This is a genomic window from Rhodococcus sp. NPDC057297 (assembly GCF_042667435.1).
In the GTDB taxonomy this organism is placed as follows: Bacteria; Actinomycetota; Actinomycetes; order Mycobacteriales; family Mycobacteriaceae; genus Rhodococcoides.
Window position 1 is genome coordinate 37,749 of record NZ_JBHUZE010000005.1, and the last position, 13,095, is coordinate 50,843.

The 13,095-nt window shown below is 63.7% G+C and carries 14 protein-coding genes, 1 tRNA gene and 1 pseudogene; 11 read left to right on the forward strand and 5 right to left on the reverse strand.

Annotated elements, in window-relative coordinates; genetic code table 11:
* A complete protein-coding gene (locus tag ACFULT_RS16440; RefSeq protein WP_019664957.1) occupies nucleotides 1-393 on the forward strand; it encodes a holo-ACP synthase in 393 nt (130 codons plus the stop codon).
* A gap of 137 nt (nucleotides 394-530) precedes the next feature.
* On the opposite strand, the gene ACFULT_RS16445 is transcribed toward ACFULT_RS16440, so the two are convergent.
* The gene (locus tag ACFULT_RS16445; protein WP_019664956.1) at nucleotides 531-1,160 is read right to left on the reverse strand and encodes a TetR/AcrR family transcriptional regulator; all 630 of its coding nucleotides are present in this window, start codon (nucleotides 1,158-1,160) and stop codon (nucleotides 531-533) included.
* 385 nt (nucleotides 1,161-1,545) lie between these two features.
* On the opposite strand from ACFULT_RS16445, the gene ACFULT_RS16450 reads away from it, so the two are divergent.
* A complete protein-coding gene (locus ACFULT_RS16450; RefSeq protein ID WP_378481930.1) occupies nucleotides 1,546-2,916 on the forward strand; it encodes a hypothetical protein in 1,371 nt (456 codons plus the stop codon).
* A 59-nt stretch (nucleotides 2,917-2,975) separates the two neighbouring features.
* On the forward strand, nucleotides 2,976-4,322 hold the full coding sequence (locus ACFULT_RS16455) for a dipeptidase (protein ID WP_378481931.1): 1,347 nt from the start codon (nucleotides 2,976-2,978) through the stop codon (nucleotides 4,320-4,322).
* Here the strand turns inward: ACFULT_RS16455 and bcp are convergent.
* On the reverse strand, nucleotides 4,311-4,784 hold the full coding sequence (gene bcp, locus ACFULT_RS16460; RefSeq protein ID WP_020113320.1) for a thioredoxin-dependent thiol peroxidase: 474 nt from the start codon (nucleotides 4,782-4,784) through the stop codon (nucleotides 4,311-4,313). The genes ACFULT_RS16455 and bcp overlap by 12 nt on opposite strands.
* A 90-nt stretch (nucleotides 4,785-4,874) precedes the next feature.
* Here bcp and ACFULT_RS16465 point away from each other — a divergent pair, with 90 nt between their 5' ends.
* From ACFULT_RS16465 to ACFULT_RS16495, 7 genes and pseudogenes are all read left to right on the forward strand, one after another.
* The gene (locus ACFULT_RS16465) at nucleotides 4,875-5,096 is read left to right on the forward strand and encodes a DUF3618 domain-containing protein (protein WP_020113319.1); all 222 of its coding nucleotides are present in this window, start codon (nucleotides 4,875-4,877) and stop codon (nucleotides 5,094-5,096) included.
* Nucleotides 5,097-5,185: 89 nt separating this feature from the next.
* Nucleotides 5,186-5,259, forward strand: a tRNA-Lys gene (locus tag ACFULT_RS16470).
* Between the two features lie 525 nt (nucleotides 5,260-5,784).
* Nucleotides 5,785-5,910: pseudogene (locus ACFULT_RS16475) on the forward strand (hypothetical protein); the annotation flags it as partial.
* 360 nt (nucleotides 5,911-6,270) lie between these two features.
* A complete protein-coding gene (locus tag ACFULT_RS16480) occupies nucleotides 6,271-6,969 on the forward strand; it encodes an SDR family oxidoreductase (protein ID WP_378481932.1) in 699 nt (232 codons plus the stop codon).
* The gene (locus ACFULT_RS16485; protein ID WP_378481933.1) at nucleotides 6,966-7,538 is read left to right on the forward strand and encodes an ester cyclase; all 573 of its coding nucleotides are present in this window, start codon (nucleotides 6,966-6,968) and stop codon (nucleotides 7,536-7,538) included. Before ACFULT_RS16480 ends, ACFULT_RS16485 begins: the two co-directional genes overlap by 4 nt.
* 54 nt (nucleotides 7,539-7,592) lie before the next feature.
* Entirely contained in the window at nucleotides 7,593-7,781 is a 189-nt protein-coding gene (locus ACFULT_RS16490; protein ID WP_019664883.1) for a hypothetical protein, read from the forward strand.
* A gap of 36 nt (nucleotides 7,782-7,817) precedes the next feature.
* Nucleotides 7,818-8,702: a LysR family transcriptional regulator gene (locus ACFULT_RS16495; protein ID WP_094721230.1), complete on the forward strand. Its 885-nt coding sequence runs from the start codon at nucleotides 7,818-7,820 to the stop codon at nucleotides 8,700-8,702.
* A 185-nt stretch (nucleotides 8,703-8,887) separates the two neighbouring features.
* Here ACFULT_RS16495 and ACFULT_RS16500 read toward each other — a convergent pair whose 3' ends face one another.
* Nucleotides 8,888-9,514 carry a TetR/AcrR family transcriptional regulator gene (locus tag ACFULT_RS16500; protein WP_094721231.1) on the reverse strand — a complete coding sequence of 209 codons (627 nt, stop codon included), beginning with the start codon at nucleotides 9,512-9,514 and terminating at the stop codon, nucleotides 8,888-8,890.
* 203 nt (nucleotides 9,515-9,717) lie between these two features.
* On the opposite strand from ACFULT_RS16500, the gene ACFULT_RS16505 reads away from it, so the two are divergent.
* On the forward strand, nucleotides 9,718-10,506 hold the full coding sequence (locus tag ACFULT_RS16505; protein WP_255122922.1) for a hypothetical protein: 789 nt from the start codon (nucleotides 9,718-9,720) through the stop codon (nucleotides 10,504-10,506).
* Nucleotides 10,507-10,549: 43 nt separating this feature from the next.
* Here the strand turns inward: ACFULT_RS16505 and ACFULT_RS16510 are convergent, their stop codons facing one another.
* Nucleotides 10,550-11,647: a Glu/Leu/Phe/Val dehydrogenase gene (locus ACFULT_RS16510; RefSeq protein WP_033190389.1), complete on the reverse strand. Its 1,098-nt coding sequence runs from the start codon at nucleotides 11,645-11,647 to the stop codon at nucleotides 10,550-10,552.
* Between the two features lie 83 nt (nucleotides 11,648-11,730).
* Complete coding sequence (locus ACFULT_RS16515) at nucleotides 11,731-13,038, reverse strand: FAD-binding oxidoreductase (RefSeq protein ID WP_094721233.1); 1,308 nt, start codon at nucleotides 13,036-13,038, stop codon at nucleotides 11,731-11,733.
* Nucleotides 13,039-13,095: the final 57 nt, after the last annotated feature.

Consider the following 13,095-nt stretch of genomic DNA (forward strand, 5'->3'; position numbering starts at 1 on the left):
ATGGCAATCCTGGGAGTAGGTTTCGACCTGGTGACCGTGTCCGACTTCGCCGAGCAGATGGAGAAGGCAGGCACGACGATGATCCGCGACAGCTTCACCGCGGGTGAGCGTCGGCACGCGGCGACGAAGAGTTCCGACCCGGCCCGCCACTACGCAGCACGGTGGGCCGCCAAGGAAGCCGTACTGAAGGCCTGGGCAACCTCGCGCTTCGCTCGGCCCCCGCAGATCGGAGACAACCCGTACCCCTTGATCGAAGTCGTCAACGACGCCTGGGGTCGTCCTTCGATCAAACTGCACGGCATGGCGCTCGAATTCCTGCCGACAGTGAAGATCCACCTCTCCCTGACCCACGACGGCGACATCGCCGCTGCCGTGGCAATTCTGGAGGAATGAGTCAGTAGCTCAGCCCGACGCCGGTCCATCTCCGATGGGCCGGCGTTTCGGCGTCTGGGCCTCCTTCGTGGTGACCGAATGAACCGTTCGGTCACTCCAAGTGACCGAACGTCACGTTCGGTCCCGAAAACAGGGTGTCAGTCGACGGCGGCTGCGCCGGAGCGCCGGGATTGTTTCTCGGCGACGAGGAGGTAGGCCGTCATGATTTGTTTGAGTTCGGCGACGGCGTCCTCGTGGCTCTGGCCGTCCTGGACGGAGAAGTTGAGCATCGAGTAGACGACGTGCACCAGAACCTGGGCCATGAGGTTGCGTTTGGCACGGGGAGTGCGCGGGGTCAGTGGTCCGAGCATCTTGGCGACCTGGTCGGCGAATTCGCGTTCGTGGATGACGCCGGTGGCGCGGGTCGACGGTGTCGATTGCATGGCCAGCCAGACTTCACGTCGCGATGGGTCGGACATCCACATGCCGGCCATGTGGTCGACGAACTTGTTGAGGAATCGGAGCCAGTCGAGGGAGGGAACTTCGCCGTTGAACTCCGCGAGCTCCTGCTGTACGCCGACGAGGTCCTGCCGGTTCAGCTCGCAGACGATGACGTACTTGTTGGCGAAGAACTGGTAGAGCGTGCCGATGGGCAGTTCGGCCCGGGCCGCTACTTCCTCGCAGGTGAAGGACTCGAATCCGACGTCGCTGAGGAGATCCCTGGATGCGGCCAGCAGGGCGTCGAACTTGCGTTGACTGCGTTCCTGCGTGGGGCGACGACGTGGCATCAGCTCCTGCGTCTGTGCGTTCGATTCGAGCGCAGCGTCGAGACGTCTCGCGGTTTGGGCGCTAGCAGAGGACTCCACCCACCCAGGCTAGCGGCCTGACGTGCCTGAACTCCACAACGCGCGGTAACAGGTATCGAAGGACACCGTTGGACGGCGATCAGGTTGTCAACCGCAACATGCCCCCTTGTAATCGGCTTGTGACAGGTAATAGGTTGTTTTCTGGTCAAGAAAACAATCGTTGGGTATGGTTCACACCAATAGTTACGTTTTCGTGCAGGGTGTGCGTCGCCGATCGCGTATCGGGGGCGCTCATGTCGGGAGCCTCACCCAAAGGCACAGGAGAACATACGTGGCGACCATTGGTCTTTCAGTCGAGTCAGGTGCGATGAATGCTGTCCTCTTCGATATCGAAGCGGACGCGGTTGTAGCGAGCCAGGTGACCTCGCTGAAGGGCGGTGCATCGACCTCGCTGCCCACCGCAGTGGAGGCGATGAAGGCTGTCGCCGCACGACGGCAGATCGACGTCGATGCCGTGGGGTTGGTCTACGGATCCGCCGACGAACGTGACGCGTTCGCCCGTGCGATCGATGAGAACGACCTCGACGGAATCCAGCTCGTGTCGGCGTCGACCGCATTTCTCGGTTGGCTTGCACGGTCGTCGGAGTTCGACGCCGCCCAGTGCGTGCTCCTCTACTACCTCGGTGCGAAGGGTGTGTCGATCTCGCTGGCCGATGCCTCCGACGCCAGCCTGTCCACGCCGAAGACTGCAACCCTCGATTCTCTGACGCCCGAGCGCATCGGCAGCACCGTCCCGCTGGCATGGGAGGTGCTCGACGAGGCGGGCCGTAAGCCCGACGCCGTCGCGCTGTTCGGTGATCGGTCCGAGAACAAGGATCTCGTCGACATCCTGAGCCTGGGCCTCGGAGTCCCGGTGGTGCACGTCGGCGACTCGGATCAGATCGCCGCGTGTGGCGCGAGCCTTGCTGTCGCGGGCGACGCCGACGCGGTGCTCCCGGTGGTCGTGGAGCCCGAAGCCTCGCTCGCACCCGACTCCGAGGCGTCGGAGACCTCTGAGCCCGTCGCCGAGGCCACCGCCGAGGCACCCGCCGATATCGCCGTTCAGGCCGAGCGCGTCGCCGTTCGATCCACCGTTGCCCCGGCTCCGCTGCTGTCGGCTGTTGCTCCGAACGTCGCGGTGCGGCGGATCGAACCCGCGTCGTCGTCGACGGGGTCCATTCCGCGAAAGAAGTTCGTGCTGACAGCCGCTCTTCTGGCCGGAGTGCTGTCCGGTGGCGTAGCGCTGGCGTCGACGCTGCCCGCGAACGCGCCTGTCGCCAATGAGGCGAGTCCTGCGACGGTTCCCGAGGTCGACGGCCTCGACACCAGCTTGGTCGGCGCAACGCAGTCCGTCGAGGTGACGCCGCCTGCGCCGCCTGCGGTGCCCGCTCCGCCGCCGGTTGTCATCGATCCGGTCACGCAACAACCGATCGTGGTGGATCCGACGACTCAGCAGTGGACGATCGATCCGACGACGGGCGCAGCAGTGCCCGCCGAGGCGCTCACTCCGATTCCCGCGGCAGCGATTCCGCCCGCAGCGGCCGTGGTTCCGAAGACGACGGTCGCGCCGCCGGAGTTCGCTGTTCCGACTATCGTTCCCGAGCCCGGCAAGTCTCAGGAGCAGCTCGAGCAGGAAGCATGGGATCGCCACTGGGCGCACACCGCAGAGTGGCTGCAGCAGGAGATCACCGGCAACTGACGTGTCGGGCCGCGGTGACAGAATGACCGGAGAGATCGGTCGAGCTGTCAGGAGTCCTGATGTCGGATGTACGAGCACGGATCGCTGCGGACATGCCGCGCGCGTGGCGCGAACTCGCGGAGTTGGTCAAGTTTCGGTCGGTCGCCGACGAGCGCCAGTTTCCTCGCGAAGAATGCGTCGGAGCGGCGGAGTGGGTGCGCGACGCGTTCGTCGACGCCGGGCTCGAGACCGCGGAGCTGATCGAGACCGTCGACGGCTCGCTCGCGGTCGTCGGGCACCGCGCTGCTCCCGAAGGTGCGCCGACCGTTCTGCTGTACTCGCACTATGACGTTCAGCCCCCCGGTGACGACAAGCTGTGGTCCAGTGCGCCTTTCGAGCTGACCGAGCGTGACGGCCGCTGGTACGGCCGCGGTGCGGCGGACTGCAAGGGCAACGTCGTGATGCATCTGCTTGCGCTACGAGCGTTGGGCGACGAACTGGGCGTCGGGATCACCGTCGTCTCCGAGGGTTCCGAGGAAATGGGGACCGGGGGACTGGAGCATCTGGTCCTCGAACGGCCCGAGCTGTTCGCGTCGGACATCATCGTCGTGGCGGACACCGGCAACGCCGCCGTCGGACAACCGACGGTGACGACGACACTCCGCGGGATCGCGAACGTCGTCGTGCGTATCGACACGCTCGAGGGCGAAGTCCATTCCGGGATGTACGGGGGACCGGCGCCCGACGCCTTGGCCGCCCTCGTTCAACTTTTGTCCACGTTGCGTGACGCGCACGGCAACACCGTCGTCGATGGGTTGACGACGGACCAGGAGTGGGACGGCATCGCCTACGAAGCAGATCGGTTCCGCGCTGACGCCGGGGTGCTCGACGGTGTGGAGCTGGCGGGCTCGTCGTCGGTCGCCGACGCGGTGTGGGCTCGGCCGGCGCTCACGGTGTTGGGAATCGATTGCTCGCCGGTTGTCGGGTCGGCGGCGGCAATCTCGCCGACGGCGTCAGCCCGCCTGAATCTGCGTGTGCCGCCCGGAATCGATGCGCAGCAGGCGCAGGATGCACTGACCGCTCATCTGAAAGCTCACGTGCCCTGGAACGCGCGGATCACCGTCGAACCCGAGGCAGTGGGATCGCCGTTCGAGGCGAGGACCGACGGTCCGGGATATGCAGCGCTGGGCGATGCATTGGCCGAGGCGTTCGGTCAGCCGGTGGCTGCAGCGGGACAGGGCGGATCCATTCCGCTGTGCAACGTTCTGGCAGAAACGTTTCCGAAGGCCGAGATCATTCTGATGGGAGTGGAGGAGCCGCTGGCGAGAATCCACGCGCCGAACGAAAGCGTCGACCCCCGGGAGATCGAAAATCTCGCGGGGGCCGAGGCTCTGTTCTTGCAGAAGTTGGGTGCGTCAGACCGATAGGTCGCGGCGGAGCTTGGCGACGTGGCCGGTGGCTCGAACGTTGTACTGAGCAACCTCGATCTTGCCGTCCTCGTCGACCAGGAACGTCGAGCGGATGACGCCTTCGTAGACCTTGCCGTAGTTCTTCTTCTCACCGAAGGCGCCCCACGCCTTCAGCGTCGTCTTCTCCTCGTCGGACAGTAGCGGGAAGTTCAGGCCTTCCTTGTCTCGGAACTTGGCGAGCTTCGCGGGCTTGTCCGGGGAGATGCCGATGACTTCGAGGCCTTCGCCGTTGAGTTCGGTGAGGCTGTCACGGAAGTCGCAGGCCTGCTTGGTGCAGCCCGGCGTACTGGCAGCGGGGTAGAAGTAGACGATGACTTTCTTGCCCGCGTAGTCCGCGAGGGAGACGTCGTTACCGTCTGCATCGGGCAAAGTGAACGCGGGCGCCGGGTCGCCGGCCTCGAGCTTCTTGGTGTCGGTCACCAGACGAGACTAACCACCGAGCCGGTCCAAGACACGCAGTGCTTTAGGCTCGACAGTGACAGCCAGGATTTGCAACAAGTTGGAGGACACGTGGCCAGGGACACCGACAGAATCGAGCGCGAAATCGAGGCAGCTCGGAACCAGCTCGCCAGCACCCTGGACGAGCTCAGCGTGCGGGCCAGCCCCAAGCGAATCGCGGAGAACACCAAGCAGAGCATCGTTGCCAAGCTGAACGAGCCGCCGGTGAAGTTCACGCTCATCGGTGTCGGCGCAGTAGTCGCCGTACTCGTCGTGCGCAAGATCTTCAGCTAACACAGGCCCTCTGACCAGGCGATTTCACAACTGGCAGTTTCTCCTGTTAATGTTTCTCCCGCACCGCAGAGAACACGCGGTGCGGATCGGCGCCATTAGCTCAGTTGGTTAGAGCAGCTGACTCTTAATCAGCGGGTCCGGGGTTCGAGTCCCTGATGGCGCACCCAGAAACACCCCGTCACCAGCGCAAAGCTGGAGGCGGGGTGTTTTGGTTTCTGCAGACTTCAGCCCTACGCATCACTTTGAGCTCGAAGTGATGAGTAGCAACAGCAGCAGCTGCTGGTCACACCTGGTTTAAGCCGTGTCGACGGTGAGAACCGGTCTCAGTGCGTTTAGCTTCACGCCCAGTTGGTCGGGGCCAGGAAGTCAGGGAGCGCTCTGGGCGAAATCTTGCGCAAGATGGGAAGCAGTCGGAAGTCAACCTTCGGACCGCCACGAGAGTGGGGGCTGTGGGGCGGGCTTCCGCATGCGCGCCGCTATACGTGCCACCGACCCCGTCGGCGTCGATCTGACGACGCTTACACCGGCGGATGTCGTCGTCGAGATAGTCCCAACGCGCCCAAGTTCGAACAGGTCCGTACCCCATTGGCACCTCCGTCGCCCAGCCTCATGTCGGGCTCGGTCATCTCTCTGAACAGTTCCTCGAAGCGTTTCCGCGCGTGCTTGTGCATGACCCACCACGAACCCGACGAGTCACATCGAGGTCGCGCCGCGTGAGGCCATCATGCGGTCCGACGGTGCTGCGCTGGTGGCGTCCGGGATTCCGGCCGGTAATCGACTACGGTCGACATTCGGTTCCCACGGTGTCGGGTGAGAGCGATTCGATGGGCAGCGTTGCTCGGCAACGATTCTCGGCGACATATGTATCAAGTCAATCGAATCCTGTTTCAACGGAAACGATTTGAACTGCGACACCGCCGCACTGTTCCATGTGATCGGGTACGAGGAGGCCGCGGCTTCCGCGCACCCGAGCTCAGGCCGGCGACAGACCACTGCGCGACGCTGCTTCGGCCACCGCATTAGTCGACGGCGATGAATTCGATCGATTCGTGGATGCGGCCAGGATGGCCGGTATCGATATTTTCGATGGCAGGGAGTGAAAGTATCGATTGTTCGACGGTCGCTCTCTTGCTTCACTCGAATGGCACACATACACATCGAAAGGGTCATTCGAATGCGAGTACTTCTGATCGGCGGAGCGTCGGGGATCACCCGGTCCATTGCGTCGTCTGTTCTCGACGGCGGCGGTGAGGTGGTCCTCGCCGGCCGACGCCGTGAGTCTCTCGACGCAGCAGTCGCTCTGTTGGGTCCGGGAGCGAGTGCGGTGGTGATGGATCTCGCGGACGAGTCCTCCATCGCGCAGGCAGTCTCGTCCGTGGGCTCGGTCGACCACGTCATCAGCCTCGCTGCCGATCATGCGAACGGACCCATCGCCGATCTTGACGGCACCGCAGTCCGAAACGCATTCGACGCCAAAGTGATCGGACCGATTCTGCTGGCGAAGCGCTTTTCGCCGCAGGTGCGAGAGGGGGGTTCGTTCCTGTTCTTCTCCGGTGTCGCTGCGTGGAGACCTGCGCCCGGCCTGTCGGTAATGGCGACGACGAACGGGGCGGTGGCGTTCCTGACCGAGGCGCTCGCAGTCGAACTTGCACCCGTCCGCGTCAATGCCCTGTCACCCGGGATCGTGGATTCGGGGGCCTGGGACTCTATGGGACCGGGGAAGGACAAACTGTTCGCGGATACGGCGCGCACCAACCCCGTCCGCAGAGTCGGTCGACCGTCCGACGTCGCGGCCGCTGCACTGTCGTTGCTGACGAACACCTTCGTCACCGGCGTCACCCTGCACGTCGACGGGGGAGGGCGGTTGGCATGAAACTCCTCACGGCAATGGCTGCCCTGGTGGCCGTGACGCTGCCACTGATGGCGTGTTCCGCCCGTGCGACAACCACCGACCGGCCTCTGGTGGATTCTGCGGTCGACCTGGTCGCACCGGGGACGGTGAACGTCGGCGATGCACCGGTTACGGACCGAACCCGCGAGGTCGTCCGTATCGCGCAGACGCTGTACACATTCTGGAACACCGGTGATACGGAATATCTCCACCGAGCGGTGGACCCCGGCTTTGTCGACAACACACTGCCGCCAGGACGCCCGCAAGGCCCAGCGGGACCCGTCGCGGCGTCGGACACGTTCCGCGCTGCGGTGCCCGACTTGACGTGCGAGCTCGTCGATCTGTACGTCACTGGTGACACCTTCACCGCACGGTTGATCTTCCGGGGTCATTTCACCGGCACGTACGACGGTCGCATCGGCACCGGACAACCGATCGAATTCGGTGCGATCGACATCCAGCATGTCGGTGATGCTCGCATCGACTCGGACTGGCACCTCGAAGACAACCTCACCTTCCTCCGGCAAGCCGGACTCGTCGCGGTCGGCTGACCGAACCGAGCCGCCACCAGCGCACACCATTACTTGCGACAGGAGCTGACACACATGAACGTCGACCCGAGGATCAGAATGGCCGCAGGCATCGTCATGGCCGTGATCTCCTACGTCGTCGCCGTCACGAACTTCATCGACGGAGACATTCGGTCCGGCGTAATCCTCACGCTGATCGGCATCTTCTTCAGCACGATGCTCGTTCAGACGACAAGCCGCTACCTGAAGAGGGATTCAAGCTAGCGGCGTCGGACTGTCGCCGTAGAATACGCTCGACCGATGCCGACTCTGCGAGCCCTCGAATGCTTTGTCGCCGTGGTGGACGCCGGTTCTGTGACCGCCGGGGCAGCGAAGTTGAATCTCTCCCAGCCTGCGCTGTCTCATCAGTTGGCGTCGTTGGAAACGGAAATCGGCACCCCGCTGCTGGAACGGCTCCCGCGCGGGGTTCGGACGACCCCGACCGGCCGCGCATTGCTCGACGATGCGCGGGCCGCACTCTCAGCTGCCGACCGAATCGTCCGGATCGGACGAGCGTCGGCTGAGGGACGCGAAGGCCGGTTACGGCTAGGGTGCGCCGAAAGCATGACTGTCCCAGTCCTCGCGCCCACGCTACGAAAATGGACGAGAAAGTATCCGCACATCGGACTGGACCTGACCGAGTTCGCCAGCGCGGATGCGATGGCGGACGCACTCTCGTACGGCGACATCGACCTCGCAGTCGGTCCGGCTTCGACGCAGTTCACCGGCGTCACCCACGTGATCGGGACGGAAGACATCGTCGCGGTGATTCCGGAGGGGCTCGATCTCGCCGACGAGCCCGCCATCTCGTGGACCGATCTCGCCGGAAGACCGATCGTGCACTACCACCCGTCGAACGGTCTACGCGGGTGGTTCGACTCCGTCGCGACAACCCACGGCGTCGAGCTCGATGCTGTCGCCCATTCCCGGAACGCCACCACAGCAGCACAACTCGCCCACGCGGGCCTCGGAATCGCGCTCGTTCCGACCACCGCACTCCCCGCGCGGTTCGCCGGCATCGTCACCCCGATGCGGCCACCGCTACAACGCGCGGTCGTCGCGATGGTCGGAACGCGCACGGACGCACTGACCCGCCGATTCGTCGACGACCTGCTGGCGCGGGGAATGGGAGCGCGGCGCAGCTGATCGGCGCCCGCCTAGGTTCCCCGGCCGGCAGAACCCAAGCGCTGCACACCCCGATCGAGCACACAGACAGGGCACCGGATGACGGCGAAAAAGACGTGCGGCTACCGGCTCATCACGACGTCCCCTCACATCGTCGACACCACTCGACGGTGCGGTGACTGTCGTTGTCGCAGCGGGGGCACCGCTCAGGAAGTTGCACCGTACAGGACCAAGGTGTGGTCGATGCACTGCTCGATGAAAGCGCGGTCCAGGGTCTCGTCGATGACGAGCAGTCTGAAATACATCGGTGCGCAGAGTGTTTCGAGTAGCGAACGGGGATCGGTGTTCGAGGGCAACTCTCCCCGTTCGAGGGCTCGGGTGATCACGTGGGAACTCTGTTCGAATCTCTCGGTCCAGAACCGGTTTCGTGCGGCGCTGACGTCCGGATCGGCGGACAGGGCGATGGTCGTGCCGATCAAACGCGTGATGCCTGGCCGCGAGATCAGCTGCGCTATCTGGTCGGCAACCACCATCAGGTCTTCGCGCAGGGTTCCCGTGTCCGGGACAGGATTATGGGTAGCTGCAAGATCCGTGACAGCGTCGGCGATCAACGCGGTTCGAGTACCCCACCGGCGATAGACGGTCGTTTCGGCGACGCCGGCGCGTGCGGCGATGTCGCCGATGGTCAATCCTTCGATGCCGTGTTCGCGGGCTTGGTCCAGCGTTGCGGTGAGCACCGCCTCGCGCACACGTGCCGATCTGCCGCCGGTTCTCCTACGCACCTCGCCGTCACCCGCCGCGGATTCAGGGATGTCGTGTGTGGCCCGGTCCATGGGCTCTGTTTCTACGCTAGATGCCTGCCAGGATCCACTCACACCCTGTTCGGGGCGGTTGAGAGGAACCGTTCGACGAACCCGAGTTCCTGCCCTCTTGCGGTAATGGATCCTTAACGCAATAATTGCTGGCGTTAAGTCGCTCATCTTCGGTCGCCTACCACCGGAGTAGCTCGATCACGCGTCTGAGATGGGGAATGAAGATGAAAGAGTCGCTGGACATTCGGGCCACCATCGGGGCGAGAACGGTGTCTCGGCAGCGTGTGCTCGAGTGGGAGTCCGCCCGCGCAACGAAAGTGCTCACCACATTCGCGGCCAAGCTGGGGGAGCGGGCGATGCGCGAGCTGTCGCCGAATCGGTCGGTCCAACAGCTCCTGTCGACCAACCTCGCCGAGCAACGGTCTGCATTGACGCGATTGAAATACGAACTCGGACATGCCGGGATCTACGCTGCGCTCCGACGCGAGATGGCAGTATCGGAGCGCCTCACGCGTATCGGTGTTGCCGCCAGTCGCGGCCGCACCCGACATGCCGTGACACGGCTGCAGGTCCCAGGTGTGGACGCTGAACGCTCCGTGGAGTGGTTCGACAACTTGACCATCACCAATGCAGAAACCGACATGCTCGACGCGTGTCCCGATCACTACCTTCTGCGGGGGCTACCCGACGGGCGCCAGGAGGTCATCGAGACGACGGGCGGATCGCCTGCGGCAAGCCGCTTCTTGGTCGACTACACCCGAACGGCGTCGTTGACGATCGAGATCGATCACGACTATCCCATCCAGGTCGCCGGATCGGCTGTTCTCGATGACGGTTTGGTCATCGGCGGTGTGCGACATCAATTTCGCAATGTCAACGGAAACCTCGACGCTGTGCTGACGGTGCAGTTTCCTGGCACGACACCGGCAAGACTGATCGCAGAACATCAGTGGCATCTCGCCTGCGAATTCAGCAACTGGATCGAAGCGGCCCACCGGTCTGTAGCAACCTGAGACAACCCGGGTCTCGACTGGCGTGCTTTAGCGCGGAGACCGGTCACACCCCGTTCCGTTCGAGCCGGAGGCGGGCGCCAGCGATTCGGTCGGCAGCCTCGCCTGGGGGAACACTGTCGGAGCGGGAGCGGTCGAGAATCGACAACACCGTGTCGTAGATCCTCTCTACGCGGTGGCGGACCCACTGCGCGTCGACACCGTCCTTTTCCCCCGCAACCTGGATGAGTCCGCCGGCGTTGGCAACGTAGTCGGGCACCCACAGCACACCCTTGCTGTGCAGATACTGGCCGACGTCCGCAGTTCGGAGTTGGTTGTTTGCTGCGCCGCACACGATAGATGCGGTCATCCTGTCGGTGGAAGCGACGGTGACGGTCGCACCCAGCGCGCAGGGGGCATACACGTCCAACTCGGCGTCGAGAACATCGTCGCAGACGACGATCGAAGGGAAGCGGGCTGCAACAGCGCGCACTGCCTCGACGTCGACGTCCGTCGCGATGACGTTCGCCCCTGCTCGCACCAGCAAGGCGATCAGCTCGGAGCCGACCTTTCCCACGCCTTCGACCCCGATCACACGATTCGTGAGATCGGGCGTGCCCCAGGTCGAGGTGGCCGCGGCACGCAAGGATTGGTAGACGCCGAGAGCAGTCATCGGACCGCTGTTGCCGGAACCGCCCGCGGCCGCCGACCGTCCGACCACGTGGGCAGTCCGTTCTCCGATGACGTCGAGATCGTCTGCGCCGGTGCCGACGTCGCCCGCCGAGATGTATCGGCCGCCGAGAGTGTCGATGAAGCGTCCGTACGACCGGAGCAAAGCCCGGGTCTTGATGTCCCGCGGATCGCCGATGATCACGGCTTTGCCGCCACCGAGTGGGACGCCTGCGATTGCCGCTTTGTAGGTCATCCCACGTGACAAGCGGAGTACGTCCGTCAAAGCGGCCCCCTGGTCCGAGTAGGGGTAGAACCGGGTGCCACCCAGGGCGGGACCCAGGGTGGTCGAATGGATCGCGATTATCGACTGCAGGCCCGTGGCGTGATCCTCGCAGAAGACGACCTGCTCGTGTGGCAATCCCTCGAGTGCATCGGTCCGGTCGAAGACTGTTGTGTCTGCGGCGCCCGCGACGGATTGCGTGCTGAGTGTCATGTTCGAAAGCCCTTCCGAAGAATCATCGTGCATGAGTTCAGGTGTTGGTGCGGTGGTCGACCGATGTGGTCCAGATGCATTGCCTAACCCAGGACAGTTCCGGTGGACTCGGTATTGAATTCCCTGCGCCTGGAGAAGGATCCGAGATGTATCTGCACACCGGTGTGCGGACCCGTGTAGACAACTGGATCGAGATCGTGGTCGTGCCCCGCCTCGACTTTCTCGATCAGAGTAGCCAGCATTCGGCCGACGACAGGTGCGTTCTTGAATTGATTACCGCTGGTGCCCATCGCTACGTAGTAGCCCGGTCGATCGGTCTTGTCATAGATCGGGGTCCAGTCCGAGGCAGCGTCGTACACGCCGGCAATTCCTTTGGGCTGGGACGGTACCGGCAAATGTGGAAGACGCCGAGCTGCTCTGAGGACCTGCGCCTGAAAACGAGCGGCAGTGCGGTTCGGGTTTGCGGTGTCGGGGTCGTCGATCCATTCCAATGGATCGCACTCGGGCTCGGTACCACCTATCAGAAAGCCACCGCCGTGTTCTGGTCGCATATAGGTTCCCAGATCGAGATCGGCGATCATCGGCCCGAGTCGCGCATGGTGGTTGTAGCCTTTCGGCGCCGAGACATGATGAACCTCCTGCCTGAGGGGGCGAACGGTGACGGTGAAATCCGATCCCACTCCTGCCATTGCGTTCAGCGCATTCGACCACGGCCCAGCAGCGTTGACCACGACCGAGGTTTCGACGGTGTCGCCGTTGTCCAGTCGAAGGGCCCACTGCCGCGAGGCAGTTTGTTCGATGCCGATCACTGTTGTGCGGAACGAATGGATCGCGCCTTTCGCTGCCGCGGCAGCGCCCAAGTTGGCCGCCGCAAGCTGGGGGTCGTCGACGAAGCCGGCTTCAGGTGTGAACACCGCTCCGAGCGAGGTGTGGGTGTCGGCATAGAATTCCTCGCTGTCAACAGGTTTGGGAGGGTAGTAAGACCCGACATCGATTCCTGGGATCCGATCGCCCAACGTTTTCGAGTCCCACAGCTCGTACCTCACCCCGATCTTGTCGAAGAGTCGAACCGTACGTTCACGTGGGGCGAGGTCCACATCGAGGAATACCATTCCACATTCGTGGAACTGGGCAATTGGTCCGCGGGCGGAGTCGTCCAGATGTTCGCGCCAGCTCTTCCAACAGTGCGCGGCCTCCCATGCTGCAGCCATCCCGTCGTACGTCGAATAGTTGTAGCGTATGACCGCGCTGGAGGCGCTGGTGGAACCGAACCCGGAACCTCCCTCCTTGTCGAGGACCAGGACTTCGTAACCACGAGCAGCAAGTTCGTAAGCGATGGAGTTGCCGATCACCCCGGCTCCCACAACTATCGCATCGGTCGATCGGGGCATCGTTCCTCCAGATTTGTTGTTGCGACGGTGTACACGAAGCGAACCGCTACAACCACA

Bases quoted from the DNA above. Each gene is read 5' to 3' on its own strand.
- ACFULT_RS16440 (WP_019664957.1), top strand. From the start codon at position 1: ATGGCAATCCTGGGAGTAGGTTTCGACCTGGTGACCGTGTCCGACTTC.
- ACFULT_RS16445 (WP_019664956.1), bottom strand. From the start codon at position 1,160: ATGCCACGTCGTCGCCCCACGCAGGAACGCAGTCAACGCAAGTTCGAC.
- ACFULT_RS16450 (WP_378481930.1), top strand. From the start codon at position 1,546: ATGAATGCTGTCCTCTTCGATATCGAAGCGGACGCGGTTGTAGCGAGC.
- ACFULT_RS16455 (WP_378481931.1), top strand. From the start codon at position 2,976: ATGTCGGATGTACGAGCACGGATCGCTGCGGACATGCCGCGCGCGTGG.
- ACFULT_RS16480 (WP_378481932.1), top strand. From the start codon at position 6,271: ATGCGAGTACTTCTGATCGGCGGAGCGTCGGGGATCACCCGGTCCATT.
- ACFULT_RS16485 (WP_378481933.1), top strand. From the start codon at position 6,966: ATGAAACTCCTCACGGCAATGGCTGCCCTGGTGGCCGTGACGCTGCCA.
- ACFULT_RS16490 (WP_019664883.1), top strand. From the start codon at position 7,593: ATGAACGTCGACCCGAGGATCAGAATGGCCGCAGGCATCGTCATGGCC.
- ACFULT_RS16495 (WP_094721230.1), top strand. From the start codon at position 7,818: ATGCCGACTCTGCGAGCCCTCGAATGCTTTGTCGCCGTGGTGGACGCC.
- ACFULT_RS16500 (WP_094721231.1), bottom strand. From the start codon at position 9,514: ATGGACCGGGCCACACACGACATCCCTGAATCCGCGGCGGGTGACGGC.
- ACFULT_RS16505 (WP_255122922.1), top strand. From the start codon at position 9,718: ATGAAAGAGTCGCTGGACATTCGGGCCACCATCGGGGCGAGAACGGTG.
- ACFULT_RS16510 (WP_033190389.1), bottom strand. From the start codon at position 11,647: ATGACACTCAGCACGCAATCCGTCGCGGGCGCCGCAGACACAACAGTC.
- ACFULT_RS16515 (WP_094721233.1), bottom strand. From the start codon at position 13,038: ATGCCCCGATCGACCGATGCGATAGTTGTGGGAGCCGGGGTGATCGGC.